General features: G+C 64.2%; 27 protein-coding genes and 1 riboswitch. Of the genes, 8 read left to right on the top strand and 19 right to left on the bottom strand.

Annotated features, from left to right (window positions below):
• Window positions 1-26: 26 nt before the first annotated feature.
• From cysD to cobA, 3 genes are read left to right on the top strand one after another with little or no spacing between them, the layout of a single operon-like run.
• Entirely contained in the window at window positions 27-938 is a 912-nt protein-coding gene (cysD, locus tag ACXJKC_RS00480) for a sulfate adenylyltransferase subunit CysD (protein ID WP_456694697.1), read from the top strand.
• Window positions 938-2,248 carry a sulfate adenylyltransferase subunit 1 gene (locus tag ACXJKC_RS00475; protein ID WP_456694696.1) on the top strand — a complete coding sequence of 437 codons (1,311 nt, stop codon included), beginning with the start codon at window positions 938-940 and terminating at the stop codon, window positions 2,246-2,248. Before cysD ends, ACXJKC_RS00475 begins: the two co-directional genes overlap by 1 nt.
• Window positions 2,245-3,444 carry a uroporphyrinogen-III C-methyltransferase gene (cobA, locus tag ACXJKC_RS00470; RefSeq protein ID WP_456694695.1) on the top strand — a complete coding sequence of 400 codons (1,200 nt, stop codon included), beginning with the start codon at window positions 2,245-2,247 and terminating at the stop codon, window positions 3,442-3,444. Before ACXJKC_RS00475 ends, cobA begins: the two co-directional genes overlap by 4 nt.
• A gap of 8 nt (window positions 3,445-3,452) precedes the next feature.
• Here the strand turns inward: cobA and ACXJKC_RS00465 are convergent, their stop codons facing one another.
• Window positions 3,453-4,766 carry a DUF222 domain-containing protein gene (locus ACXJKC_RS00465; protein ID WP_456694694.1) on the bottom strand — a complete coding sequence of 438 codons (1,314 nt, stop codon included), beginning with the start codon at window positions 4,764-4,766 and terminating at the stop codon, window positions 3,453-3,455.
• A 93-nt stretch (window positions 4,767-4,859) separates the two neighbouring features.
• Between ACXJKC_RS00465 and ACXJKC_RS00460 the strand changes: the two genes are divergently transcribed.
• Entirely contained in the window at window positions 4,860-5,693 is an 834-nt protein-coding gene (locus tag ACXJKC_RS00460; RefSeq protein WP_456694693.1) for a hypothetical protein, read from the top strand.
• A 38-nt stretch (window positions 5,694-5,731) separates the two neighbouring features.
• Here the strand turns inward: ACXJKC_RS00460 and ACXJKC_RS00455 are convergent, their stop codons facing one another.
• The 5 genes from ACXJKC_RS00455 to ACXJKC_RS00435 form a co-directional block, all read right to left on the bottom strand.
• The gene (locus ACXJKC_RS00455; protein ID WP_456694692.1) at window positions 5,732-6,904 is read right to left on the bottom strand and encodes an RtcB family protein; all 1,173 of its coding nucleotides are present in this window, start codon (window positions 6,902-6,904) and stop codon (window positions 5,732-5,734) included.
• A gap of 259 nt (window positions 6,905-7,163) precedes the next feature.
• A complete protein-coding gene (locus ACXJKC_RS00450; protein ID WP_456694691.1) occupies window positions 7,164-7,625 on the bottom strand; it encodes a hypothetical protein in 462 nt (153 codons plus the stop codon).
• The gene (locus tag ACXJKC_RS00445) at window positions 7,622-8,020 is read right to left on the bottom strand and encodes a hypothetical protein (protein ID WP_456694690.1); all 399 of its coding nucleotides are present in this window, start codon (window positions 8,018-8,020) and stop codon (window positions 7,622-7,624) included. Before ACXJKC_RS00445 ends, ACXJKC_RS00450 begins: the two co-directional genes overlap by 4 nt.
• Window positions 8,013-8,378, bottom strand: a complete 366-nt coding sequence (locus ACXJKC_RS00440) for a hypothetical protein (protein ID WP_456694689.1) — start codon at window positions 8,376-8,378, stop codon at window positions 8,013-8,015. The genes ACXJKC_RS00445 and ACXJKC_RS00440 overlap by 8 nt, the downstream gene beginning before the upstream one ends.
• Window positions 8,375-9,037: an alpha/beta hydrolase gene (locus tag ACXJKC_RS00435; protein ID WP_456694688.1), complete on the bottom strand. Its 663-nt coding sequence runs from the start codon at window positions 9,035-9,037 to the stop codon at window positions 8,375-8,377. Before ACXJKC_RS00435 ends, ACXJKC_RS00440 begins: the two co-directional genes overlap by 4 nt.
• 174 nt (window positions 9,038-9,211) lie before the next feature.
• Between ACXJKC_RS00435 and sigK the strand changes: the two genes are divergently transcribed.
• From sigK to ACXJKC_RS00420, 3 genes are read left to right on the top strand one after another with little or no spacing between them, the layout of a single operon-like run.
• Entirely contained in the window at window positions 9,212-9,811 is a 600-nt protein-coding gene (gene sigK, locus ACXJKC_RS00430; protein ID WP_456694687.1) for an ECF RNA polymerase sigma factor SigK, read from the top strand.
• Complete coding sequence (locus ACXJKC_RS00425; RefSeq protein WP_456694686.1) at window positions 9,808-10,509, top strand: anti-sigma factor; 702 nt, start codon at window positions 9,808-9,810, stop codon at window positions 10,507-10,509. Before sigK ends, ACXJKC_RS00425 begins: the two co-directional genes overlap by 4 nt.
• Window positions 10,510-10,551: 42 nt before the next feature.
• Window positions 10,552-11,298, top strand: a complete 747-nt coding sequence (locus ACXJKC_RS00420) for an alpha/beta fold hydrolase (RefSeq protein WP_456694685.1) — start codon at window positions 10,552-10,554, stop codon at window positions 11,296-11,298.
• A gap of 1 nt (window position 11,299) precedes the next feature.
• On the opposite strand, the gene gcvP is transcribed toward ACXJKC_RS00420, so the two are convergent.
• The 10 genes from gcvP to ACXJKC_RS00370 all read right to left on the bottom strand — a co-directional run bounded on the left by gcvP (window position 11,300) and on the right by ACXJKC_RS00370 (window position 19,786).
• A complete protein-coding gene (gene gcvP, locus ACXJKC_RS00415; protein WP_456694684.1) occupies window positions 11,300-14,125 on the bottom strand; it encodes an aminomethyl-transferring glycine dehydrogenase in 2,826 nt (941 codons plus the stop codon).
• Window positions 14,126-14,217: 92 nt separating this feature from the next.
• Window positions 14,218-14,307, bottom strand: a riboswitch (glycine riboswitch).
• 115 nt (window positions 14,308-14,422) lie between these two features.
• Window positions 14,423-15,016: a MerR family transcriptional regulator gene (locus ACXJKC_RS00410; RefSeq protein WP_456694683.1), complete on the bottom strand. Its 594-nt coding sequence runs from the start codon at window positions 15,014-15,016 to the stop codon at window positions 14,423-14,425.
• 172 nt (window positions 15,017-15,188) lie between these two features.
• Window positions 15,189-15,650, bottom strand: coding sequence for a bifunctional nuclease family protein (locus ACXJKC_RS00405; protein ID WP_456694682.1), 462 nt, complete (start codon window positions 15,648-15,650; stop codon window positions 15,189-15,191).
• A gap of 4 nt (window positions 15,651-15,654) precedes the next feature.
• Window positions 15,655-16,374, bottom strand: coding sequence for a transcriptional regulator FtsR (gene ftsR, locus ACXJKC_RS00400; RefSeq protein WP_456694681.1), 720 nt, complete (start codon window positions 16,372-16,374; stop codon window positions 15,655-15,657).
• Window positions 16,371-16,832: an FHA domain-containing protein gene (locus tag ACXJKC_RS00395; protein WP_456694680.1), complete on the bottom strand. Its 462-nt coding sequence runs from the start codon at window positions 16,830-16,832 to the stop codon at window positions 16,371-16,373. The genes ftsR and ACXJKC_RS00395 overlap by 4 nt, the downstream gene beginning before the upstream one ends.
• A 97-nt stretch (window positions 16,833-16,929) precedes the next feature.
• Entirely contained in the window at window positions 16,930-17,307 is a 378-nt protein-coding gene (gene gcvH, locus ACXJKC_RS00390) for a glycine cleavage system protein GcvH (protein WP_456694679.1), read from the bottom strand.
• Window positions 17,308-17,360: 53 nt separating this feature from the next.
• Complete coding sequence (locus ACXJKC_RS00385) at window positions 17,361-18,080, bottom strand: DUF881 domain-containing protein (protein ID WP_456694678.1); 720 nt, start codon at window positions 18,078-18,080, stop codon at window positions 17,361-17,363.
• On the bottom strand, window positions 18,073-18,405 hold the full coding sequence (locus tag ACXJKC_RS00380) for a small basic family protein (protein WP_456694677.1): 333 nt from the start codon (window positions 18,403-18,405) through the stop codon (window positions 18,073-18,075). The genes ACXJKC_RS00385 and ACXJKC_RS00380 overlap by 8 nt, the downstream gene beginning before the upstream one ends.
• Window positions 18,402-19,208, bottom strand: coding sequence for a DUF881 domain-containing protein (locus ACXJKC_RS00375; RefSeq protein WP_456694676.1), 807 nt, complete (start codon window positions 19,206-19,208; stop codon window positions 18,402-18,404). Before ACXJKC_RS00375 ends, ACXJKC_RS00380 begins: the two co-directional genes overlap by 4 nt.
• A gap of 2 nt (window positions 19,209-19,210) precedes the next feature.
• The gene (locus ACXJKC_RS00370) at window positions 19,211-19,786 is read right to left on the bottom strand and encodes a CDP-alcohol phosphatidyltransferase family protein (protein ID WP_456694675.1); all 576 of its coding nucleotides are present in this window, start codon (window positions 19,784-19,786) and stop codon (window positions 19,211-19,213) included.
• 166 nt (window positions 19,787-19,952) lie between these two features.
• On the opposite strand from ACXJKC_RS00370, the gene ACXJKC_RS00365 reads away from it, so the two are divergent.
• The gene (locus tag ACXJKC_RS00365; RefSeq protein WP_456694674.1) at window positions 19,953-20,570 is read left to right on the top strand and encodes a superoxide dismutase; all 618 of its coding nucleotides are present in this window, start codon (window positions 19,953-19,955) and stop codon (window positions 20,568-20,570) included.
• A gap of 35 nt (window positions 20,571-20,605) precedes the next feature.
• Here the strand turns inward: ACXJKC_RS00365 and ACXJKC_RS00360 are convergent, their stop codons facing one another.
• Genes ACXJKC_RS00360 through ACXJKC_RS00350 form a run of 3 tightly spaced genes read right to left on the bottom strand, consistent with a single transcriptional unit; the run spans window position 20,606 to window position 23,766 of the window.
• Window positions 20,606-22,573 carry a cytochrome c oxidase assembly protein gene (locus tag ACXJKC_RS00360; protein ID WP_456694673.1) on the bottom strand — a complete coding sequence of 656 codons (1,968 nt, stop codon included), beginning with the start codon at window positions 22,571-22,573 and terminating at the stop codon, window positions 20,606-20,608.
• Window positions 22,554-23,087 carry a copper resistance CopC family protein gene (locus ACXJKC_RS00355; protein WP_456694672.1) on the bottom strand — a complete coding sequence of 178 codons (534 nt, stop codon included), beginning with the start codon at window positions 23,085-23,087 and terminating at the stop codon, window positions 22,554-22,556. Before ACXJKC_RS00355 ends, ACXJKC_RS00360 begins: the two co-directional genes overlap by 20 nt.
• The gene (locus tag ACXJKC_RS00350; protein ID WP_456694671.1) at window positions 23,080-23,766 is read right to left on the bottom strand and encodes a YcnI family copper-binding membrane protein; all 687 of its coding nucleotides are present in this window, start codon (window positions 23,764-23,766) and stop codon (window positions 23,080-23,082) included. The genes ACXJKC_RS00355 and ACXJKC_RS00350 overlap by 8 nt, the downstream gene beginning before the upstream one ends.
• Window positions 23,767-23,772 lie beyond the last annotated feature (6 nt).

The raw sequence follows: 23,772 nt of genomic DNA, 5'->3' as shown, positions 1-23,772 counted from the left end.
TCCCCCGATGGCAAGACAAGGCAACGATGACCCTGACTGACGAACGCCGCCTCACCCAGCTCCAGTGGCTGGAGTCCGAGGCGATCCACATCATCCGCGAGGTCGCTGCGGAGTTCGACAAGCCTGTCTTGCTGTTCTCCGGTGGCAAGGACTCGGTTGTGATGCTGCACCTCGCGACCAAGGCTTTCTGGCCTTCGCCCGTGCCGTTCCCAGTGCTGCACGTCGATACGGGGCACAACTTCCCCGAGGTGCTCGCATTCCGCGATGCCACTGTCGAGCGGCTCGGCATCCGGCTCGAAGTCTCGAGTGTGCAGGACTACATCGACGACGGACGCCTTCGCGAGCGCAGCGACGGCACCCGCAACCAGTTGCAGACACAGCCGCTTCTCGACGGAATCACCGAGGGCAAGTTCGACGCGGTGTTCGGCGGCGGACGGCGCGATGAGGAGAAGGCCCGCGCGAAGGAGCGGGTGTTCAGCCTGCGCGACGAGTTCGGCCAGTGGGACCCCCGCAATCAGCGCCCCGAGCTGTGGAATCTGTACAACGGCAAACACCGTCCGGGCGAACACGTGCGCGTCTTTCCGCTCAGCAACTGGACCGAGCTCGACGTGTGGCAGTACATCGGCGCCGAGCAGATCGCCTTGCCGGAGTTGTACTACGCCCATCAGCGCGAGGTGTTCGAGCGCGACGGGATGCTGATCAGCGTCAGCGATGTGTCGCAGCCCCGCGAGGGCGAGACGGTCGAGAAGCGCCAGGTGCGCTACCGCACGGTCGGCGACATGTCGTGCACCGGCGCTGTCGAGAGCGACGCCGTCACGGTCGAGGACGTCATCGTCGAGGTCGCCGCGACCCGCATCACTGAGCGCGGCGCGACCCGCGCAGACGATCGCGCCTCCGAGGCCGCCATGGAAGATCGCAAGAAGGAAGGCTACTTCTGATGCGCACGCTCTTGCGTCTCGCCACCGCCGGCTCCGTCGACGACGGCAAGTCGACTCTCGTCGGCCGGCTGCTGTACGACTCGAAGTCAGTGCTGGCCGATCAGTTCGACGCTGTGGAACGCGTCAGCCGCGATCGTGGTCTGGCCTCGGCCGATCTCGCACTGCTCACCGACGGACTGCGTTCGGAACGTGAGCAGGGCATCACGATCGATGTCGCGTACCGCTACTTCGCGACGGCGGAGCGGTCGTTCATTCTGGCCGACTGCCCCGGCCACGTGCAGTACACCCGCAATACTGTGACCGGCGCGAGCACCGCCGATGTCGTCGTGTTGCTGGTCGACGTGCGGCACGGTATCCAGGAGCAGACGCGCCGCCATCTGGCCGTCGCCTCGCTCCTGCGCGTCCCGCATGTCGTCGTGGTGGTCAACAAGATCGACCTCGTCGACTTCGACGAAGCCACCTACACGCGGGTATCGGACGAAGTACTCGAATCGGCTCGCAGTCTCGGCCTGTTCGACGTCGCGACGATCCCGGTCTCGGCCCTCGACGGCGACAACGTCGTCGATCGCTCGGACCGGACGCCCTGGTACGACGGCCCCAGCCTGCTCTCATTCCTCGAACAGCTCTCCCCCGTCGGAGATCCGCACTCCGAGCCACTGCGTTTCCCGGTGCAGCTCGTGATTCGGCCGCAGTCAGCCGCGGGCGAGGAGTTCCGCGACTATCGCGGGTACGCCGGACAGGTCGCATCTGGCTTGGTACGCGTCGGCGATGCGATCACGGTGCAGCCGAGCGGTCGTACAAGCACGGTCACGGGCATCGACTTCGCGGGCGAGGAACTGTCCGAGGCGTTCGCCCCGCAGTCTGTGACGCTTCGGCTGAGCGATGACATCGATATCAGCCGGGGCGATCTGATCGTCACGTCTCGCAGTGTCCCGCCGGTGACCCAGGACATCGACGGCACGATCGCTTGGCTCGCCGACGGCAATCTCGTCCCCGGCACCAAGGTGCTGCTCAAGCACGGCACGAAGACGGTGCAGGCGATGGTCAAAGCGATCGGCGGGAAACTCGACCTCGATGACGCGCGACTGCTGCCGTCCGATTCGCTCGGGCTCAACGACATCGGTCACGTGACTTTGCGGCTGGCGACACCGATTCCGGCAGAGGAGTATCTGCACGCCCGCAGCACCGGCGCATTCCTGCTGATCGATGCCCAAGACGGCGCGACACTGGCGGCAGGCATGGTCGGAGACGCCCTGCTCGACACCAAGGCCGAAGTGGCCGCGGTCACTGGCGCTACCGTTCCTGCATGACATCTGGTGGCAGCCTCCCTTTGACCTTGCGCGTCGGCGGCCGGCGAGTCGTCGTCGTGGGCGGCGGGCATGTTGCCACCCGGCGCGCGCTGAGCTTGCTGGAATCGGGCGCGGCGGTGGTCGTGATCTCGCCAACCGTCTCGGACTCGTTGGCGTCGTCGATCGGGCGCGGTGACGTCGAGTGGATCCAGCGTCCGTACTCGTCCGGCGACCTGGCCGGTGCTTGGCTCGTGCAGACCGCCACGGGTACCCCCGTCGACGATCTGGTCGCTGCCGACGCCGCGGCATCACAGATCTGGTGCCTCAAGGGCGGCGATCCGGAGCACGCCACCGCTTGGGTGCCGGCCGTCGCGAAGGTCGATGACGTCATGGTCGCTGTCAGCGGCGGCGGGGACGCCGGCCGGGCCGTTGCTCTGCGTGATGGAGTCGCTGCTGCCCTGCAGTCGGGTGAGTTGCCCATGCGGCACCGCACCCACCACCCAGAGGGATTTGTCGCGCTGGTCGGCGGTGGGCCGGGTGATCCGGGACTGCTCACGACTCGCGGTCGTCGTCTTTTGGCGGAGGCCGACGTGGTGGTCGTGGATCGCCTCGCCCCCCACAGCGTCCTGGCTGAACTGGATCCCGATGTCGAGGTCATCGACGTCGGCAAGATGCCGGATCATCACCCGATTCCCCAGCACGAGATCAATGCGATTCTGGTTGAACGAGCCAAGCGTGGGCTGGTCGTCGTGCGGCTGAAGGGCGGTGACCCGTACGTTTTCGGCCGCGGCGGCGAAGAGCTCATCGCTTGCCGCGAGGCGGGTGTGCGGGTCGAGGTCGTTCCCGGCGTGACGAGCGCGATATCTGTCGCTGCGGCCGCCGGCATTCCAGTGACCCATCGCGGTATCGCTCGCGGCTTCAGCGTCGTCACGGCGCATGATCAGGTCGCCGCACTCCCCCACTCGCGTGACCACACGATCGTGATGCTCATGGGCGTCAAACGCCTGGCCGAGACCTGCGCGGAGCTCATCGCGAACGGTCACGAGGCCTCGACCCCGGCAGCGATCATCGAACGCGGCTACAGCCCGACCCAGAGGGTCACAGTGGGGACTCTTGCGACCCTCGCCGACGTAGCTGCTGCTGTCGGTGCGACTTCTCCCGCGATCACGGTCGTTGGGGATGTGGTGACTCTGTCGCCTGCTTGGCCTCAGAGCTGACAGAGGTTTTAGGCGGCGCGGGGTTGTTGTTGGGTGTATCTGGCGTGTCGTCGGGGTTTTTGTTCTGGGTCGACTCGGGCGGGTGGGATGACTTCGACGATGCCGTCGTCGGCTCTGCGCGCGGTCCATTCACCTTCATGCAGCTTGAAGTGATGGCCCTTCGACAGGCTCAGGGACCGGACCAACGGGGCGGCGTTGTCGAGGTCGGTGGGTCCGTTTTCGGACCAGGAGTTCAGGTGGTGGGCTTCGCACCACGCTGGGGGCCTGTCGCAACTCGGCCAGACGCAGCCGCCGTCATGGACGGCGAGTGCCAACCTTTGGTGGCGGTCGAAGAGGCGGCGGGTCATGCCGTGGTCGAGCACCCGGGAGTCTGAATCCAGGTACAACGCGACGAGGTGTGCATTGCAGGCCATCCTCTGGGCTTTGGCCGCTGACACGTCGGTTCCGCTGGTGGTGGTGGCGGTGCCTTGTCCGGTGCGCAGGTCATCGATATCGATCGTGACTGCCACCGTTGCTGCAAGACCACCGGCCATGGGCAAAGCCCCTGTTGGGAGGTGGTTGATCAACTCGATGAACGCGTGGCCCATTTTCTGGTCGCGGGGCAGGGTGGTGAAGTCATCGATGCTCATGCCGTACTTGGCGGCGTTGAGTTTGGTTCGCCGTGGGGCGATGATTCCTTCGATCGCCGCACGTAGCGTGTCGGCATCGGCCGTGGGGATGGTGAACGTCCCCCGGGTGGTTCCGTCGCCGCGGCGGCTCATTTTCAACCGCGTCGCGTTCCAGGCTTTTTCTTCTTCGGCGCGCAGCTTCTTGCCGAGTTCTTCCTCAGCCCCGTCAGGGTCGATGACTTCGAGTACACGGTTGGCCAGACGCTTGAGGTCATCGAGGTTGTGTTCGGCAGCCAGGCGGATCAGATGGGCTTCAGCATCAGCACGGGGTTCGTCATCAACCCAGTCCGGCAGCGCGTCGATCGTCTTCATGATGACTCGGGCTTTATCCGTGGACAGGCCACCGGTGGCCCACACGGCACGGGTGGCCTCAGTGTGTTCGGTGGTGACCCGTGCCATCGACACCAGTTTCGCGGCTTCACCCTTGTGCATCCCGGTCTGATTGGCCAACCACACGGTGGTGGAGGTGGCACCATCATCGCCAGGGAGTCCCATGGCCTCAGCGGTCCCGGCCAGCCGGGACACCAGGGCATCTAATCCGGTGCGGGCTTTCTGTGCTGCGGTCAAGACTTCACGAACCTCAGCACTGGTCAGCGTCCACGGTTCGAGCACAGCAGTGTCATCAAGAAGCGACGACAACTGCTCAATAATCATGCAATAGCTCCGGGAACAAGAAGGGTTTTCGACTCACTTCAAAGCCTAAACACCCCCACCGACACCCCATATTCAAAGGGCATACTTATCCACATGATGCCGATTCGGGTCCTGCTGGCTGTGTTGCTTGTGGGATCGCTGACGGCCTGCGGCAGCGACAAGATCGAGAGTTCACCGATGCCCGATGGGATCGTGGTCGAAATCGACCAGTCGAGATTCCAGCGCAGCGGACGGATTCTGTTCTTACGTATTCAGAACGGCACCGGCGACCAGATCTCCATCAGCGACTTCACCCTCTCCTCACCACGATTCAAAGACGTCCGCTGGTCTGGCGATGACACGCTCGAAGCCGGCGACAAAACCGATATCGATTTCACGATGCCGCAAGGACGATGTGGCACAGAACTCGATGCCAAGGTCACCCTGACGTATCGACGCGATGATGCAGACCTCCAGAAATCCACGGTGTCGGTCGACGACATCTACGACAATGCGTTGTACTTCGCCGACCGCGACTGCGCTCAGCTGACGTTGGAGGAGGCAGCAAAAGTCGAGGTCGGAACGCCCCACGTCACCGGCGCCGGACGCGACTCAGTGCTGAGTCTTCCGGTCACCATGACCCCTACCGGCAAACGCACCGACGTGAGGTTCGCCGGATTCGGAGACACCGTCTTGTTTCGCCAGGCACCCGCATCGCCTGCAAAGGCAGACATCGCCCTCACCGGACCGCCGCAGCATCTCAGGATGCAGGTCGTGCCCGCTAGATGCGATCCGCACGCTCTCGCCGAAGACAAGGTCGGCCGGCTGTTCCCCGTCAAGGTTGCCGCCGATGACGTTCCCACCGATGCCACGTACTTCCTGCCACTGACCAAGGCCCAGCGGATCGCATTCTTCGACTTCTTCCGATCGCACTGCGGAATCAGCTGAAGCCAAGTGGCGGTCGACTCACGCCGACCGCCACTTGCTCAATCACCCTTCACATTGACGATCTGCCGCAAGGTGTGCCGGACCTCGACCAGGGCTGCGGCATCTTGCATCACGACGTCGATGTCCTTGTAGGCGCCGGGGATCTCATCTACGAATGCCGCCGTGTCGCGATACTCGATGTCGCCCATGGCCGCCCGAAGATCGTCCTGGGTGAACTCACGCCGCGCTGCCGACCGGCTGAACGCCCGACCCGCACCGTGAGGTGAGGAGTTGAGCGCAACTGGGTTTCCCTTGCCCACTACGACGTACGACCGGGTGCCCATCGAGCCGGGAATCAGCCCCATGGTCCCCGCCGAGGCATCGATGGCACCCTTGCGGGACAGCCACACGTCCTTGCCGAAGTGCTTCTCCTTGGTCGTGTAGTTGTGATGGCAGTTGATCTCCTCCAGCCTGTTGACCGAGGAAACCCCCAGCCAATCCGCGAAGCAGGTGACGACCCGATCCATCATCTCCTCACGATTGAGCAGCGCGAACTTCTGCGCCCAGCGCAGCTGCCGGATGTAGGCGATGAACTCGTCGGTTCCCTCCACCAAATAGGCGAGGTCAGGATCCGGCAGATCGATCCACCAGCGCTTGCACAGCTTCTGGGCCACGGCGATGTGACGCTGGGCGATCTTGTTGCCGATGCCCCGCGAACCCGAATGCAGGAACAGCCAGACCTGATCCTCCTCGTCGAGGCTGACCTCGATGAAGTGATTGCCCGATCCGAGTGTGCCGAGCTGCAACTCCCAGGTAGGCACCAACGCTGACGGGTCGAAGCCCGCCTTCTCGGCATCGGCGGTCAGCTCGTCGAGCCGTGCCTGGGTGTGCTCACGCGTCACTGCGGTGTTGTAGTTACCGGCCGACAACGGGATCGCCTGCTCGATCGACTCGCGCAGCGCCTTACGATCTGCGGGCAGGTCCGATGCGGCGTACGGCGTCTTGACCGCGATCATTCCGCAGCCGATGTCGACACCGACGGCTGCCGGAATGATCGCGCCGAGCGTCGGGATGACCGAACCAACCGTGGCGCCCTTGCCGAGATGAGCGTCGGGCATCAGTGCGAGGTGCGGGTAGATGAACGGCATTGTGCTGGCCGTCTCTGCCTGCGCCCGAGTATTCGGCTCGAGTATGGATGCCCAGCTGAACAACCGCCGGGAGATCTTCTCCATGACTACTTCTTTCTGTGAGTGATAAGCCATCTGTGATGGCAACAAAAAAGCCCCGACCGCAGACGCGGTCGAGGCTCGGGATCCGGAGCAGCTGGCTGAGTCAGCCAGGACTGGATTCCGGGTAGCGCGCATCGACCGCACAGCGCTTGAACTCACTTCGAGGCGAGTATTCGGGCAGCACGATGGACGGCTTGATCGATGTGTTGATCATCATCAGGTGCCTTCCTTCGTCGTGTGCGGTGTGATGCGACGCAGGACGTTACCGCATCGGCTGGGCTTTTGCGAGCCAGGCATTCAGGTGCTTGTGTCCCTGGCGCATGATCAGCATGTGGCCCGCGGTGAAAATCAGCCGGAGCAACCAACTGGTTCGTCGCATCCAACCCCGATCGGTCGTGACCCGCCAGTCGATCTCCATGACGCAGGAGCCGGCGCGCGTCTCTGAGAACGTGACGACGCCCGCGCCCCGCAGATCACCGGCGGCCGCGAACGTCAGTCGATCGGGGCGACGCGCGTCGAGGTCGGTCATCGAGAAAGTCAATGCGTACCCGAAGGCGCTGGCAGCCCGTACTGTCATGGTCGCGCCGTCGTAGCTTCGAACCTGTACGGCCGGCCACCACACCATGGGATCGTCGGTATCGAGCAGATCCTCCAGAACGTCCCACAGCGACTCGCGTGACCGTGCCACGGTCCACCGAGACACGAACGCGTAGTCCGCGCTCATGGAGTCGTGTCATCCACCGCGTGGGTGCGCCGCAGCCACCACAATCCGATGATCGGCAAAACCAACGGGATGAAGCCGTATCCCTCGCCGAATGCCGACCACACGGTCTGGCGGGGGAACAGATCCTTATCGACCACTGACAGCAGACCGACGGTGAGGACACCGACAAGTTCGATCAGGATCGTGAACAGAGCCAGCCGCTGGCGGTTGCGGGCCAAGGCATACGTCGCGGCGACGTAGACCACGGCCGCGAAGGCCGACAATGCGTACGGGACGATCGTGTCCGATTCGACGTCGGAGATCAGCTGGTACAGCGACCGAGCCGTCGCCGAGAGAGCGAAGACTGCGTAGACCGCGACCAAGACGCGACCGAATCCGTGAGCTGTGTCAGACATACGCTCCCTGCCAGATCCCCAGGCACCTGATGGACAACACACTGACGGTCAACATCGCGACCACGACGACTCCGGTCCCCCACCGCGACTTCTCGGCGATTCCCCACAACGTCGCAGCGATCGGGATCACGACCATCGTGGCCAGGTAGGAGACGAACAGCACTCCGTCGACGTCGCGTGAGGTCTTGGACAGGGCGATCGAGCTGCCGATCGCCAATCCGATCAGCGCGATTTGCAAGACGCCGACCGCATAGAACAGCGGATTGCTGAAGTCCTGGCGCTTGTAGGTGTGCCATCCGGCGAAGATCGCGACGGCAAGCGCATAGATCGCGATCCCGTAGCCCACGGAGTCCGTCACACACTGCCTTTGTTCGCCGCGTCCTCCTGCGAGGTCGCGCTGTCGAGAATGTCCAGGACGGATTCTTCCACGAACCGTCTCCACACTGACGGGCGGCGGAGCATGAAGTGGCCCGCATCGGGCAGGGAGCGCCATGTGGCGGTCGCCGCTATGGGGCGACAGCGGTCGACGAAGTCTCGACTCATCCGCGCTGACGTCCAGCGGTCACGGGTACCGTGCAGGACGTGCAGGTGTTTGCCGCTGAGAGCCTGGCACGGCTCGCCGTCGGGCAACCACGGCGCCAGGGCCACGACGCCGAGAACGTCCGGCGCGTCGGCGACCCGGCACGCGGTGCGTCCGCCCATCGAGTGGCCCACCAGGATGACCGGTACGTCTGGATGTTCGGCCGCGAGTCGGTCGAGGACCCATCGGGCGTCCTGCACCGGCGAGGGATTGGTCGGAACATTCCAGCCGCGCACCCGATACTGCAGCAGAGCGAGTTCCAACTCGTGGCGCCGCGCGAACCGCCGCAACGATCGGGCCATCGCAGCCATCCGCCACCAACTGGCGTGCTTGTTTCGGACAGGCTCCATGCTGTTCTGCTGTCCGCCGTGTAACAACAGCACGATGGCCCGCGGCTGCGGCGGTGAGACGAATACATCGAGTCGTGGATCGGACACGTCATCGATGCTGACACCTGTTGCCAAGCGACGCACGACGAACTAGGTCGGCACAGCGACACCGTCACTGCACCTAGACTCAGAGGGTCGTGGAAGATGCATGGCGAACCCACCCATCCTGACCGGAGGCTGTAACGAATGGCTCGTAGGAAGCTTCTTGGAAAGGGGAACCCGGTGTCGTCATCTGCGCACTTGAGTCTTGCCGGCGATCCGGTCGACGCGCCGGACGAGGTCATCGATCTCAGCGATCTCCTGACCAAGGTCTCCCACGGTGACGAGACGGCGTTCGGTGCCTTGTTCGACGCTCTGGGCTCGGCCGTGTACGGCCTGGCCCGGCGAGTCATCCGCGATCCGGCACGCGCTGAAGAGGTCTCACAAGAAGTCTTCATGCAGGTGTGGCAGACCGCCGCCCGCTATGACGCAGCACGTGGCAGTGCCAAGAGCTGGGTCCTGACCCTCGCTCACCGTCGCGCGGTGGACGCAGTCCGGCACGATCAGGCCGCGACCAACCGTGAGAACAAGTACGACTGGTCCAACGGCCCCGAATACGACGAGGTGGCCGAAACCGTGACCGTGAGTCTGGAGCATGAACAAGTGCGCAGGTGCCTGGACGGATTGACCGACCTGCAGCGTGAAGCTGTGACGTTGGCCTACTACCAGGGCTACACCTATGCCGAGGTTGCCACGGCACTCGGCGCCAATACCGCAACTGTCAAAACCCGTATGCGAGATGGCATTGTCCGCTTGCGCGACTGCATGGGAGTTCAAGCATGACTACCGATCTCCACTCCTTGATCGCGCCCTATGCGTTGGACGCCCTCGACCCGGATGAGCGCAACCGGTTCGAGGCCCATCTCGAACAGTGCCCCGACTGCCAAGCCGAACTTGCCGGTTTCATGGCCACGGCTGTGCGTCTCGGCGAGGCGGTCAGCCTCACCCCCCCATCGGGCCTGCGCGATCGATTGGTCGCAGAGATCGCCAAGAGTCCCCAGGAACGACCGGCGGTGTCATTGCTGTCGCAGCGACGGGGACTTCGACGTACGCTCCCCCGTCTCGCCGTGGCGGCGGCATTGCTGATCGGCGCAGTAGGCGTCGGCGGCTATGTCGTCGAACACCAGAACGTGCAGGAGGCCCAAGACCAGAACGAGGTCATGTCGAAGGTCTTGGGCGCCGACGACCTGGCGACGTCTGCCAAGACCTTCGACGCCGGTGGCAGCGTCAAGCTCTACACCTCGAATGACGCCGATGCCGCGGTTGTCATCGCCAAGAACCTGCCGAGTCCGGGCAAGGGCAAGGTCTACCAGGTCTGGATGGTCGATGGCACCGGTTCGCACTCGCAGGGCTACTTCAAGTCCAGCGGGCAGATGGTCATGAAGGGTGTCGCAAAGGCCAAGACCATCGCGGTCACGGTCGAGCCCGACGGGGGTTCGGACCAGCCGAGTTCCGACCCGGTCGCAACGATCGCGGTCTGACCCGCGGCCACGTGGCCGCCATCGCGATGCGATCATGACGCCGTGACTTCACCACTCGTCCTGATCAGCCCCGCGATGGCGGTACCGTCTGCCTTCTACCGTCCCCTCGTCGCAGCGTTCGAGGAACGGGACTGGGAGGCACGAGCGCTGCGTTCGCGGGGATTCGAGCGCGACGAGCCAGCCGCCTCGCGCCGCAATGACTGGAGCTACGGCGACGGAATCCTCGATATCGCCGAAGCCGTCGCCAAGGCGCGGGCAGAGAACTCCAATCGTCCCGTGATCCTGCTGGGCCACAGCATCGGCGCGCAGCTCGCCGCCGGGCACGAGCTCAACCATGTGCCGTGCGACGGATTCGTGGGCGTGGGGGCGGCGATCCCCTGGTACAAGAACTATCCGTATGGCGGCGTTCCCCTGGTGTTCATGGGGCTCGGCGTCCCCGTCGTGTCCCGCCTGTGGGGCTATGTCCCCAAACCGTTCTTCGGCGGTCCGGGCGCGCGCACGTTGATGAACGAGTGGGGCCGGTTCATCCGCACCGGCCACCCCCCGTTCCGAGCCGACGCCGCCCACACCACTCCGTCACTCATCGTGCACCTGCAAGGCGATTCATTCGCGCCGTCCAAGGCCAACAAGGCGTACGTCGACCGGTTCCTGACGTCCGCGAAGACGACCCGCTGGATCTACACCAAGGACGCCGTCCCCGAGGGCGGAAGCAATGATCACGTCCAGTGGGTCCGCACCCCGGGGCCGGTGGCCGACCAGATCGTGACCTGGTGGACCACCCGGGCCTGAGCTACTCGGCGAACGCTTCGATCGGCGGGCAGGAGCACGCGAGGTTGCGGTCTCCGTAGGCCTGGTCGATCCGGCCCACGGGCGGCCAGTATTTGTCGTCGAGGCTGCCGGACGGGAAGCAGCCCAGTTCAAGGTCGTAGGCGTGCTGCCAGTCGACCAGCGTGCGCATCGTGTGGGGAGCGTGCACCAGAGGGTTGTCGCCCTCTGGCCAGGTGCCGGAGATGACCTGGTCGATCTCGGCTCGGATCGCGAGCATCGCGTCGCAGAATCGATCGATCTCGGCGAGATCCTCGGACTCTGTCGGCTCGACCATCAACGTTCCCGGGACCGGGAAGCTCATGGTGGGGGCGTGGAAGCCGTAGTCGATAAGTCGCTTCGCGACGTCGTCGATCGACAAACCTGCCTGCTTGAGGATCGGACGCAGGTCGAGGATGCACTCGTGCGCCACGAGGTCGTTGTCGCCGGTGTACAGCACCGGGAAGGCATCTTCGAGCCGCTTGGCGATGTAGTTGGCCGAGAGCACTGCCACCGATGTCGCGTCGGTCAGGCCTTCGGCACCCATCATCGCGACGTACGCGTAGGGGATCGGCAGGATACCTGCGGAGCCGTACGGTGAAGCGCTGATCGCGCCGATGCCGTCGCGCTTGCTCTCGATCGGATGCAACGGGTGTGTGGGCAGGAACGGGACAAGATGTTCTGCCACGGCAACCGGTCCGACGCCCGGCCCGCCGCCGCCGTGCGGGATGCAGAACGTCTTGTGCAGATTCAGATGTGAGACATCGCCGCCGAAGACACCGGGCTGGGCATGCCCGAGCAGCGCGTTGAGATTTGCTCCGTCCACGTACACCTGCCCGCCGTGGGAGTGCACGATGTCGCACAACTGGGTGATGCCGTGCTCGTAGACGCCGTGCGTCGACGGGTAGGTCACCATGATGGCGGCGAGATCGTCTTTGTGCGCCTCGCACTGCGCTTGCAGGTCAGCAAGGTCGACTTCGCCCTGGTCGGTCGATTTGACGATGACGACGCGCATGCCGGCCATGACCGCCGATGCGGCGTTGGTGCCGTGTGCCGAGCTCGGGATCAGGCAGACCGTGCGGTGCTCGTCGCCGCGACTGCGGTGGTACGCCCGGATGGCCAAAAGACCGGCGAACTCGCCCTGTGAGCCGGCATTGGGCTGGATCGACACTCCTGCGTAGCCCGTGACCTCCGCGAGCCACGACTCGAGCGTCTCGACCAGCTCGATCATGCCGGCGGCATCCTCGGCCGGCACGAACGGGTGCAGCTCGGCGAATCCAGGCCAGCTGATGGGCTCCATCTCCGCGGTGGCATTGAGCTTCATGGTGCATGAGCCCAGCGGGATCATGCCCCGGTCGAGCGCGTAGTCGCGGTTGCTGAGCTTCTTGAGGTAGCGCAGCATCTGGGTCTCACTGTGGTGCTCGTGGAACACCGGATGGGTCAAGATCTCGTCTGTGCGCAGCAACTCGGCAGGCAGCGACGATGACGTCTGCGGCCAGTCGCCACTCTCGACGCCGAACGCGCCCCATACAAGGCGCAGATGATCATCGGTAGTCGTCTCATTCGCTGCGACACCCACATGGTCGGCATCGATCAGACGCAGATGAACACCCGCAGCACGTGCCTTCGAAACGATCTCGGATGCCCGGCCAGGAACCCGAGCCACCAGGGTGTCGAAGAACGTCTCGGAAACGAGCTCCACTCCCCCGCTCACCAGGCCCGAAGCCAACGTGCGTGCGGCGGCGTTGACGTTCTCCGCGATGCGGCGGATTCCCACGGGACCGTGGTAAACCGCATACATCGAGGCCGTCACCGCCAGCAGCACCTGGGCGGTGCAGATGTTCGAGGTCGCCTTCTCACGGCGAATGTGCTGTTCACGGGTCTGCAGCGCAAGCCGGTACGCCGGACGTCCGGCGCTGTCGACCGAGACGCCGACCAGACGTCCCGGCAGATGACGTTCGAGTCCGGAACGGACGGCCATGAAGCCTGCGTGTGGACCGCCGTAGAACATCGGCACACCGAATCGCTGCGTGGATCCCACGACGACGTCCGCGCCGAGTGAGCCGGGCGAGGCCAGGAGCACCAGTGCCAACGGGTCCGCGACAACGACCGCGAGACCGCCGGTCGCATGAGCAGCCTCGATCGCGGGCCGCGGATCGATGATCTGGCCATCGGCACGTGGATAGGCCACGATGATGCCGGCTGCCTCGATCTCGGGAACACCAGCCGCGAGATCAGCCTCGTGAAGCTCGATTCCGAGCGCCTCGGCGCGGGTATGGGTCACGGCCAGCGTCTGGGGCAACAGACCCACGTCGATGATGATCGGCAGGGAGTCCTTGCCTCTGGTGCCCCGGCGGATCAACGTCATGGCTTCAGCGACCGCTGTGCCTTCGTCGAGGAGCGATGAGTTCGCGGTGGGGAGACCGGTCAGATCGGAGATGACAGTCTGGAAGTTCAGCAGTGCCTCCAGGCGTCCCTGCGAGATCTCCGGCTGATACGGCGTGTAGGCGGTGTACCAAGACGGATCCTCGAGCACATTTCGACGGATGACTGCCGGCGTCACAGTCGGGTGATAGCCAAGACCGATCATCGCGATACCGGGGTTATTGCGCTCGGCGAGCGATCGCAAACCAGCAAGGGCTTCGGACTCGGTCTGGGCGGCCGGCAGGTTGAGCGCCGACGTGCTGCGGATCCCGGCAGGAACAGCGGCCTGCATCAAGGCATCCAGCGAGTCGTAACCAATGCGGCGCACCATCGCGTCCTGATCGGAGGCGGTCGGTCCAATATGGCGGTCGGCAAAGTCGTGGGACAAAGGAACTCCGAAGGTAGAGGCGCGGACGATACGCCTCCCCTTCTGTCACCCCACCGCGATCAGTCGTGATCGAAGAGGTGCTTCAGAATTGCCTCAGTCGCGTGGTCCTTTGTGCCTGAGAGGTTCCGGGGAGGAATTGCCCCTTCGGCGTCGCCTGGACGAAACTCTCCCACGCGCGGTCGATAGCACCTCCACCCTACCGCTGATGAGTCACCAAATCACCTACGGCGAGTCACTGAATCACATCGTCCGCGTAATTGACTGACTTACCGGCCGTAATTACGTGACTCGCGAGCGTTAGGAGGTGCGGCGGGCTTGACGGCGGGCTGCCAGCTCGTCATTGGCCGACAGCGTGGCCTCGGCGTCGATCGCGCGTTCACTGGGCAGTTCGTGCAGCGAGCCTTCGATTTCTTTCCACACGCCACCGATCGCGATGCCGAAGACGCCCTGTCCGCCGCGGAGCAGGTCGATGACCTCGTCGGCCGAGCGGCATTCGTACACGCTGGCGCCATCGCTCATCAGCGTGACCTGCGTCAGGTCATCGGTTCCGCGAACGCGCAGGTGATCGATCGCGATGCGGATCTGCTGGAGCGATACACCGGCGTCGAGAAGGCGCTTGATGATCTTGAGCAGCAGGATGTCTTTGAACGAATAGAGTCGCTGGGTGCCCGATCCGGTCGCTGAGCGCACAGTCGGATCCACCAGGCCCGTACGAGCCCAGTAGTCGAGCTGTCGATAGGTGATACCAGCCGCGCTGCACGCCGTGGGACCGCGGAAACCCGCATCCATGGGCAACGGTGAGACATCGTCGTTGAACAACAGACCTTGGTCGCTGGCCTCTGCTGCTGCCGCATCGGACGCCGCGGCGTCGCTCTCGTGTGACTCGATCATGCGAAATGCCTTCCAAAGCTGGTATGGGGGAAGACTACCGCGACGGAACTACATCCGTGTACCTTCGGCAGCACCCTCAACTTAAGGGTGAGAGTTTCCCGGGTCAACGACCGAGCGTGTTCACCGGCGTGTCGCAACCCTCAACCCTCACGTAAAACTTGAGAGTTGGCACTCACCCGAAGTCCTCAGGCTCGACTTCATCGAGGAACTCACGGAACTTCTCGACTTCCTGGTCTTCGTCGGTCGTCGAGACGATCCCCGCCTCGTCGAGGACATCTTCTGTGCACATGATCCGTGCTCCGGCCCGCAATGCCAACGCGATCGAGTCGGATGGACGAGCATCGACCTCGGCGCCCGACGCGAAGACCAGCGAGGCGAAGAAGACACCTTCCTTGACGTCGAAGATGCGTACTTCGGAAAGTTCATCGCCCAAGGCCAACACGACGTTCTGCATCAATTCGTGAGTCAGGGGTCGGGCTGTTGCCGTGCCCTGTTCGGCGTACGCGATCGCCGAGGCCTCGACCGCGCCGATCCAGATCGGCAGATACCTGCCGCCTTCGGCCTCGCGCAGCAAGACGAGCGGCTGGTTGGTCGGCATCTCGACCCTGACGCCGATCACTTCGAGTTCGCGCATCAGGTCAGCCCCGCAGTCGGCTCTTGACCAAAACCGATTGGAACCGGATCGACAATGCGGCAAGACCCGCCACGGTGCGGTCGGTCGCATCCTTGTCGAGCTGACGCGCGCGCGGTGTCACGACCTGCTCGAACAATGCGACCTCGCGGTCGGCTGCGGCACTGAACATCTTCAGGTGCCGGGGCTCGAGCCCGAGTTCACCGAACTCCCCCACCAACGAGGCGATGTGCAGTGCCGTGGCGTCGTAATAGGTCTGGGACGGCCGGCGCGTGATGAGCCCGTACTGCTCGATCGCATCGAGAGTCTCGGAGCTGATCTGGGCCGACTCGAGCAACTCTGCCCGTGACAGCCGGGCGCTGCCGGAAGACTCCAGGAACGACTCTTCCGTCGGCAGTCCGTCATCGGCCAGACTGAGGTGCGGAACACGAGTCTTGCCGGTCTGCTCGGTGTCGGGAACCTGACCTCGGTCCATCTCGTCGAGGACCTGGCGGATATGGCTGAGCGGCCAGAACTTGTCCCGCTGCTGCCGCAGGATGAACCGCAGCCGCTCGACGTCGCGGAACGAGAACTTGCGGTAGCCCGACGGGGTGCGCTCGGGCTCCAGGAGTCCCTCGGACTCCAGGTAGCGGATCTTGGTGATCGTCAGGTCACCGAACTCCGGTAGCAGTTCGTCGAGCACCTTGCCGATGCCGAGCCGGGACAGCTCAGGAATCGGTTCGGTCACTTCTGCGCTCCGGCGAAGTAGATGAGTCGGTACTTGCCGATCTGGACCTCGTCGCCGCCCGACAGTGTGACCTCGCCGTCGATGCGATCGCGATTGACGTAGCTGCCGTTGAGGCTGCCGAGATCGGCGATCGCATAGCCCGCATCGCTGCGGGTGAATGTCGCGTGCCGACGCGAGACGCTGATGTCGTCGAGGAAGATATCGCTGTCGGGATGGCGGCCGACCGTCACGACATCGCTGTCGAGCAGGAAGCGGGCACCCGAGTCGGGTCCGCGCTGGACCAGAAGCATCGCACTGCCGGCCGGCAGGTTCTCCACCGCGGAGACATCCGACGACGTCAGCTCTTCGGTGTCGGCGTCGAGTATCGGGATGTGGGTCGTGTGGTCGCTGATCTGCGCAGATGGATCGGCGCCGGGTGCAGACGATTCGGCGTCGGGCTCGTGCTCCGGCGTAGACATCGGCATTTCTCCTGTTGATCGACCTAGAGTGCGGCTTGAGGCTTCGTCTTCAACTTATCACCCGATGCGAGTCGCCTGTCCCGAGATCGGATGTTGATCAGGTGGCGGTGAGCGCCTTGTACGCCTCGGCTTCGAGAAGCGTCGCCGTCGGATCTTCGTCGAGCGGCCGGAGCTTGAGCAGCCAGCCCTCGCCGTACGGATCCGAGTTGATCACCTCGGCACCGCCGTCGAGTGCGTCATTGCGGGCCACGATCTCCCCGCTGAGCGGCGAGTAGATGTCACTGACGGACTTGGTCGACTCGAGTTCGCCGATGACGGACCCGGCCGTGACCCGGTCTCCGACGGCTGGAAGCTCGACGTAGACGATGTCCCCGAGTTGGTCCTGCGCGAAATCGGTGATGCCGACAGTCGCGATGTCCTCATCCAGACGCACCCATTCGTGCTCTTCGCTGTAGTAGAGGTCCTCAGGAATCACCGTGTTGCTCCTTGCGCTGTCGGTCAGATAGTGGGAGTCAAGTCAGATCTGGGTCAGGATGTCGGTCGAGCGTACTCTGGGCTCTTCACATCGGCCAATGCCGTGATCGTGATCTTGTCCTGCTCGGTCACGAACGCCTGGGCACCACGGATCTCGATCCCTGCGATCAACCCGCCGGGAAAGCCTACCGCCTGGGCAAGGACCTTGGCATCGCCTATCGCCTCGATCCGGTACGGGCGCTTGATCTCCCGTCCCCCGATGCGAATCTGATCCTCGTCGTCGAGGAAATAGCTCTGCGCGACGATCCTCGCCACGCCGTTGATCGCGATGACCTCGGCACCCGCGTCCCGCAGCTCTTCGACCGCGTCGAGCAACCCGGCGGCGTCGATCTTCTTGTCCGGATCGCTGATCACGACCTCGATCCCCGGTCCGGTCGCACCGACGCTCCCGGCGAGGATCGCCAGCTGTTCCGCACGCTGTTTGGCCTGCTTCTGAGCCTGTTTGGAACGTTTGGTGCTGCTCAGCAGATCATCTCGGGTCGCACTCAGATCGTCGATCTGAGCGGTGAGACGTTCATTGGCCGAGTCGAGTGACTTGAGCAGCTCCACGAGGTTCTCTCCCCGCACTCCGGAGTAGTCGTCCTTATCCTCGTCACGCACCTGAACCATGATCGCGAAGGCAAGCCCACCGAGCAGGACGGCGACGACGAGCTGGGACACGCCGACCTTGAACGGTCGGCGACGGGAGCGTTCGTACGTGGGCTTCTCAGGCATGGAAGATCCGTCGACGGATAGCTGCCGCATTGGCGAAGATACGGATACCGAGCACGACGACGACACCGGTCGAGAGCTGTGAACCGACGCCCAGCTGATCGCCCAGGTAGACCATGAATGCCGCGATCACGACATTGGAGATGAACGAGACCACGAAGACCCGATCATCGAAACGCCGTTCACCCAGGGCACGGAAGGCTCCGATGACGGCGTCGAGCGCCGCCACGATGGCGATCGGCAGATAGGGCTGCAGTCCGGTCGGCACGGTGGGCTCGAACACGAGCCCGGCCACCACCCCGATCGCCAGACCGAGAATCGCGATCATTCTTGCTCCTTGACGGCTTCAGCGTGGCGGATCGTGAGCCTTTTTTCGGGGACTACTCCAAGAGTTAACTTCGATGATGGTGTCACGTCGAAGCCCACTCCCGCATTGTCATGGCGCGAAGCCCAGTATCGCCCGGCCGGATTGTCCTTGAACCGATTCGCGAGCGAGTCGGAATCGCCGATCGCCTCGACGACGTACGGCGGCGCGACGCCGCGGTAGTTGACCTTGATGACATCTTCGGCGGTGCGAATCGCCGACAGGGAGCCGATCCGATTTCCGTTGACCGAGACGGCTTCCGCGCCCGCGTACCAAAGTCCGTTGACGATGATCCGCAGATCGCTGTCGCGGATCCGGCCGCTTTCCTGAATCTGTCCATCGGACGACTGCGCCGGGGCGACCCGCACCGTGATCCCCGGACCCGTGGCAGGAAGGTCCGATGACATCAACCGCAGTTCCTGATAGGCCGGATCGAACCGGTTGACCGCGGAGGAGAGCTCGGCGACCTGCACGCGCAGGTCATCGGCGGTCTTCTCGCGGCTGGCGAGCAGCTCCTTGCGGGCGTCGACATCCGAGATGAGCGTCGCGCGCTCCCGCTCGGTGGTCGGACGATCCGATCTGGTCTGGATCGCGGCGATCGACACCAACAGCGCGAAGATGCCGAGCACGACGGCCGTCAGGACCGTGTTGAACTCACGGCTGCGCTGGGTTCCGGACCGCACGACGTAGTAGTCGTCGTCCAACGCCGTGTCGGCGATCTGCTCGAGCAGACCTTCAGCACGACTGGCAGAGTCCGGCTGGGTCATCGTCAGCTCCGCAGGACGCGCTCAGTCGTGGCGAGCAGCCGCCGGACTTGGAAGGCGTACAAGATGCCGCCCCACCAATAGAGTGCGACACCCCAGATCGTGAACGCCCAGCCGAAGACGTTGGCCAGGTCGGCGACCGTCCCGGTGGAGTCGCCGAGCAGCAGCAACGGGAAGGCGTACAACAGGCTGGCCGTGGCCGCCTTGCCCAAGAAGTGCACCGGCAGCGAGCTGTAGCCGCGCGTGCGCAGGAAAGGCACCAGCGAGAACAAGAAGACGTCCCGCAGCGGCAGTATCACCGCGAGCCACCACGGGATGATGTCGCGGAAGCCCAGGCCGATCACGACCGCCAGGATGTACACCCGGTCGGCGACCGGATCGAGGATCGCACCGATCTTGGACGACTGGTTGAACTTGCGGGCCAGCTTGCCGTCCAGGTAGTCCGTGACCCCTGAGATCATCAGCACCAGGAGGGCCAGGCCATCGCGTTCGGGACCCAGGACGAGCCACAGGAAGACTGGCACCAGCAACAACCGGATCATGCTCAGAAGGTTGGGAACCGTGAGGATACGGTCGTTCACCTCGATCCGCCTCCTCAGCTGCTGTTCGTCCCTGGATTGTCCACAGACAGACTAGGACATGCGCACCGGACGTTGCGTGTTGGATGACGACTGACAGACTGGGTACTGCAAGTTCACAACAGAACATTCAGGGCAGGACCTGCCCGCATCCCGAGGAGGATCAGACGTGGCTCTCTACACGCTTCCCGATCTGCCGTACGACTACGGCGCATTGGATCCGCATATTTCCGGCAAGATCATGGAGCTTCACCACTCCAAGCACCACGCCGCCTACGTCGCCGGCATCAACCAGGCGCTCGAGCAGCTCGAGGAGGCACGCGACAAGCAGGCCTTCGGTAACATCAACCTGCTGGAGAAGAACCTCGCGTTCCACCTCGGTGGTCACATCAACCACTCGATCTTCTGGAAGAACCTGTCGCCCGAGGGCGGCGACAAGCCCACGGGCGAGCTGGCTGCAGCGATCGACCAGGACTTCGGTTCGTTCGATGGCTTCCGCGCGCAGTTCGAGGCAACCGCGCTGGGCCTGCAGGGCTCCGGCTGGGCCATCCTGGCGTGGGATTCGCTGGGTAAGAAGCTTGTCATCGTCCAGCTGTTCGATCAGCAGAACAACATCCCCGCGACGCTGATCCCCATCACGCAGCTCGACATGTGGGAGCACGCGTTCTACCTGGACTACCTCAACGTCAAGGGCGACTACGTCAAGGCGTGGTGGAATATCGCCAACTGGGCCGATGCCCAGGAGCGCTTCACCGCAGCAACGTCCGGCGGGCAGATCATCTTCTGATCCGACCACCGGTATCACGGCGGGATCTCGACCAGCTACTGGTCGGGGTCCCGCCGTTTTCCGTGCTCGGCCAGATCGCGCAGACGTGCGTTGTACGCCTCCAGCGCGGCGTCCTCATTGCGGTCTTCGGCGCGGTCGAAGCGCTTGGCCTCGCGGGAGTCCGACCTGAACCACTGGAACAGCAGCGCGATCATGACCAGGACCAAGGGGATCTCGCCCATCGCCCACGCCATGCCGCCGCCGAGATACTGATCGGTCAGCAGATCGGTGCGATACGGCCGATCGAGTTCTTTCCAGTAGTCGAGCGCGAACACCGTATTGGACGACATCACGCCGGTCGCGAAGAAGGCATGGAACGGCAAGGTGATCAGCAACATGCCGAATCGGGCGATCGGCGCCAGTGATCGCGGAGCCGGGTCGATCCCGATCAGCACGTAGTAGAACAAGGTGCCGACGGCCAGGAAGTGGATCTCCATGACCGCGTGGCCCCAGTGATTACTCATCAACAGCTCGAACAGGCCGGTGAAGTACAGACCGTAGAGGCTGCCGACGAATAGCACCGGACCGACCAGCGGATGGGTCATGAACTTGGAGAAGCGCGAACTCAAGAAGCCCAGCAGCAAGGCACGCGGCGACACCTCACCTGGCCGACGCGGACCGGGGAGCGTTCGCAGCGCCAGCGTCATGGGAGCGGCAAGGGCCAAGAAGATCGGCGCAACCATCGACAGCAGCATGTGAGAGGCCATGTGCGCGCTGAACAGGACGTGCGAGTACTCCCCCAAGCCGCCGAAGGTCGCCCAGGCGATGACGACCATGCCGGCCAGCCAAGAGATCGTGCGACCGATCGGCCAGGAATCGCCGCGGCGATACATGGCCCACACCCCGCGGAGATAGAACGCCGTGCCGAGGCCGACGATCGCCAGTCCGACCCCGTTGGCGGACCAGCCCAACAGGAGCCGCATCACGGTCGGTGCGGCCGGCAGCGGACCGCCCAGCAGCTCCTCGACCGGCGTCGTCAAGACGTCCTCCCCGACGGGCGTCGGCGTGCGGGACAGCGCCACCGCCAGCCCGACCGCGGTCGCCATGATGAGGATCTCGGTCACCGCGAGGCGCAGGAAGCCTGCGCCGGCCGCGATGATCCGCTTGCGTTGATAGAAGCCGAAGACGCCCAGCAGGATCAGCGCCGCGGTCTTGACCAGCACGAGTTGACCGTACGGCTCCCTGAACAGATCGTGCAGGGAGCGCAGCCGCACCGAGGCATTCACGACGCCCGAGACCGCGACGATGACGAAAGCCCACAGGGCCAGTGACGAATAACGTACGACTGCGGCTTCGAGCCGCTTGCTTCCGTGGATCGCGACCCAGCTCAGCGCAGCAAGTCCGCCAACCCACAGGGACGCGCCGACCAGGTGCAGGAGCAAGCTTGTCGTGGCCAGATCATGCGATCCCGACGAGGCGGTGTGACCTGTCAGTGCGACCGGCGCCAAGGATGCCACCGCGATGCCGAGCGCAGCGGCCGCCCAACGGACTGTGAGGGCGAACCGGGTCAGTACTGCGACGACGGCGGCTCCCAGAGCCTGGAGCCAGATCGCACGCCCATTCGACGTCTCGAAGTAGCCGGAGATCTCGGCCCAGCTCAGATCGAACAACGGCTTGCCGAAGCCGTCGCCAGCGGTCTTGACGAAGAAGTAGAACACGCTGAGCACGGCCCAGACGATCGCCCACCGTGACGCGAGCACGACGCCCCGCATCGCCAGACCCCGTACTCCCTCCTTGTCGGACGGCAGCAGGAACGCCGCCGCCAGGAGGAAGCCGATCACCAGGATCGAGGTGATGTCGATCAACAACTTGGTGAACGGCACCGCCCAGCCCACGAACGGCCCGGGGTCGGCGATCCCGAGCGGTGCCTTCTCGTACGAGCCGCCGCCGATCGTCAAGAACAGCGTCAGCGAGATCCCTGCGAACAGGATCGAGACGAGCGTGTCACGAGTTGTCTGCGTCATGCCGCTTCCTCAAAGGTGCGAGCAACAGGCCGATCGCGACCGCTGCTGCCAGGATTCCCCAGAACAGGTGGCTGCGGTGGCGGTGGATGAATCCGTCGTTGTCGGGCGCTTCGACCTGCTTGACCACGGATCCGGTCGTGACCTCGTACTTCACGGTGGCGGTGACCGGGTGCCCGTCGGCCGAGACGACCCGATACGACAGGGCGTACGTCCCACGTTGCCCGACATCGGCCACGTCCGCGGTGACCTGCCGATCGACGGCTTGGATATTGGTGACCTCGACCGCGCTCCCGTCGGGCGCGACGACCGCGACCTGCGGCGATGAACCGATGTTCTCGTTGAAGTCGAGCGCGATACTTGCCGGGGACGAGGTCATCGTCGCCCCGTTCTCGGGGTCGGACCCGACCAGTGCTGTGTGAGCACTGGCCGGGCCCGCCCCGAGAACACTCAGCCCAAAGATCATGGGCAGAGCAAGTCCCGCGAGGAGACTGCGAACGAGAAGCTGATTACGCACGACGCCGATTCTGTCGTAGTGCCACAACCAGAGCTGCGAGGGCCACGACGAGAGCACCGCCGCCGAGCCAGGCCCCGAGCGCCTGATCGTCCGAATCAGTCGTGTCGGCTACGGTTTCGGTGGTGTCATCCTTGGCACCGTGGCCGTCGTCGGTCGACTTCCCCAGGGTCAGGACGGGTGCCGGATGCTCCGGCTCCTTGTCACCGACCGTCGGCTGGTTCCAGTCGGAGATCTCTCCGTCGCTGTAGGTCTGCTCGACGTTGAACGCGATCGAGTCGGCCTTCGGGAACGGGCCGCCCGACAACGCGAATTCGTCGAACTCGCCGACGCCGATCCCATCGCCGTCGGCAGTCCAGGTGATGGTTCGCACTGCCTTGGTGACCGTGAAGTCACCGACCTTGGTCGGCTTGTCGAGCTCCTGAGTGTCGAGCTTGGCCTTCCAGCCAGGCTTGGCGCCCACGGTGACGAATGCGAACGGGGTCTCGGCCGGGAGGGTCACGACGATCTTGGTCGTGGCTGCCTTCTCGGATTCGTTCGGCACCCGGAACACCGCCTTGCCGAAGCCGTCTTGTGCGGCGTCGGTCGAGGATACGCCGACATGGGCTGTGGCCGGAGCGGCAATCGCCACCAGGCCGATCGTGATGAGCGCAGCACTGAGCCGCTTGATGGTGCGTGTCATGAGTTC

The sequence above is a fragment of the Aeromicrobium sp. P5_D10 genome, assembly GCF_054049535.1.
This window is presented reverse-complemented; position numbering and strand designations above follow the sequence as displayed.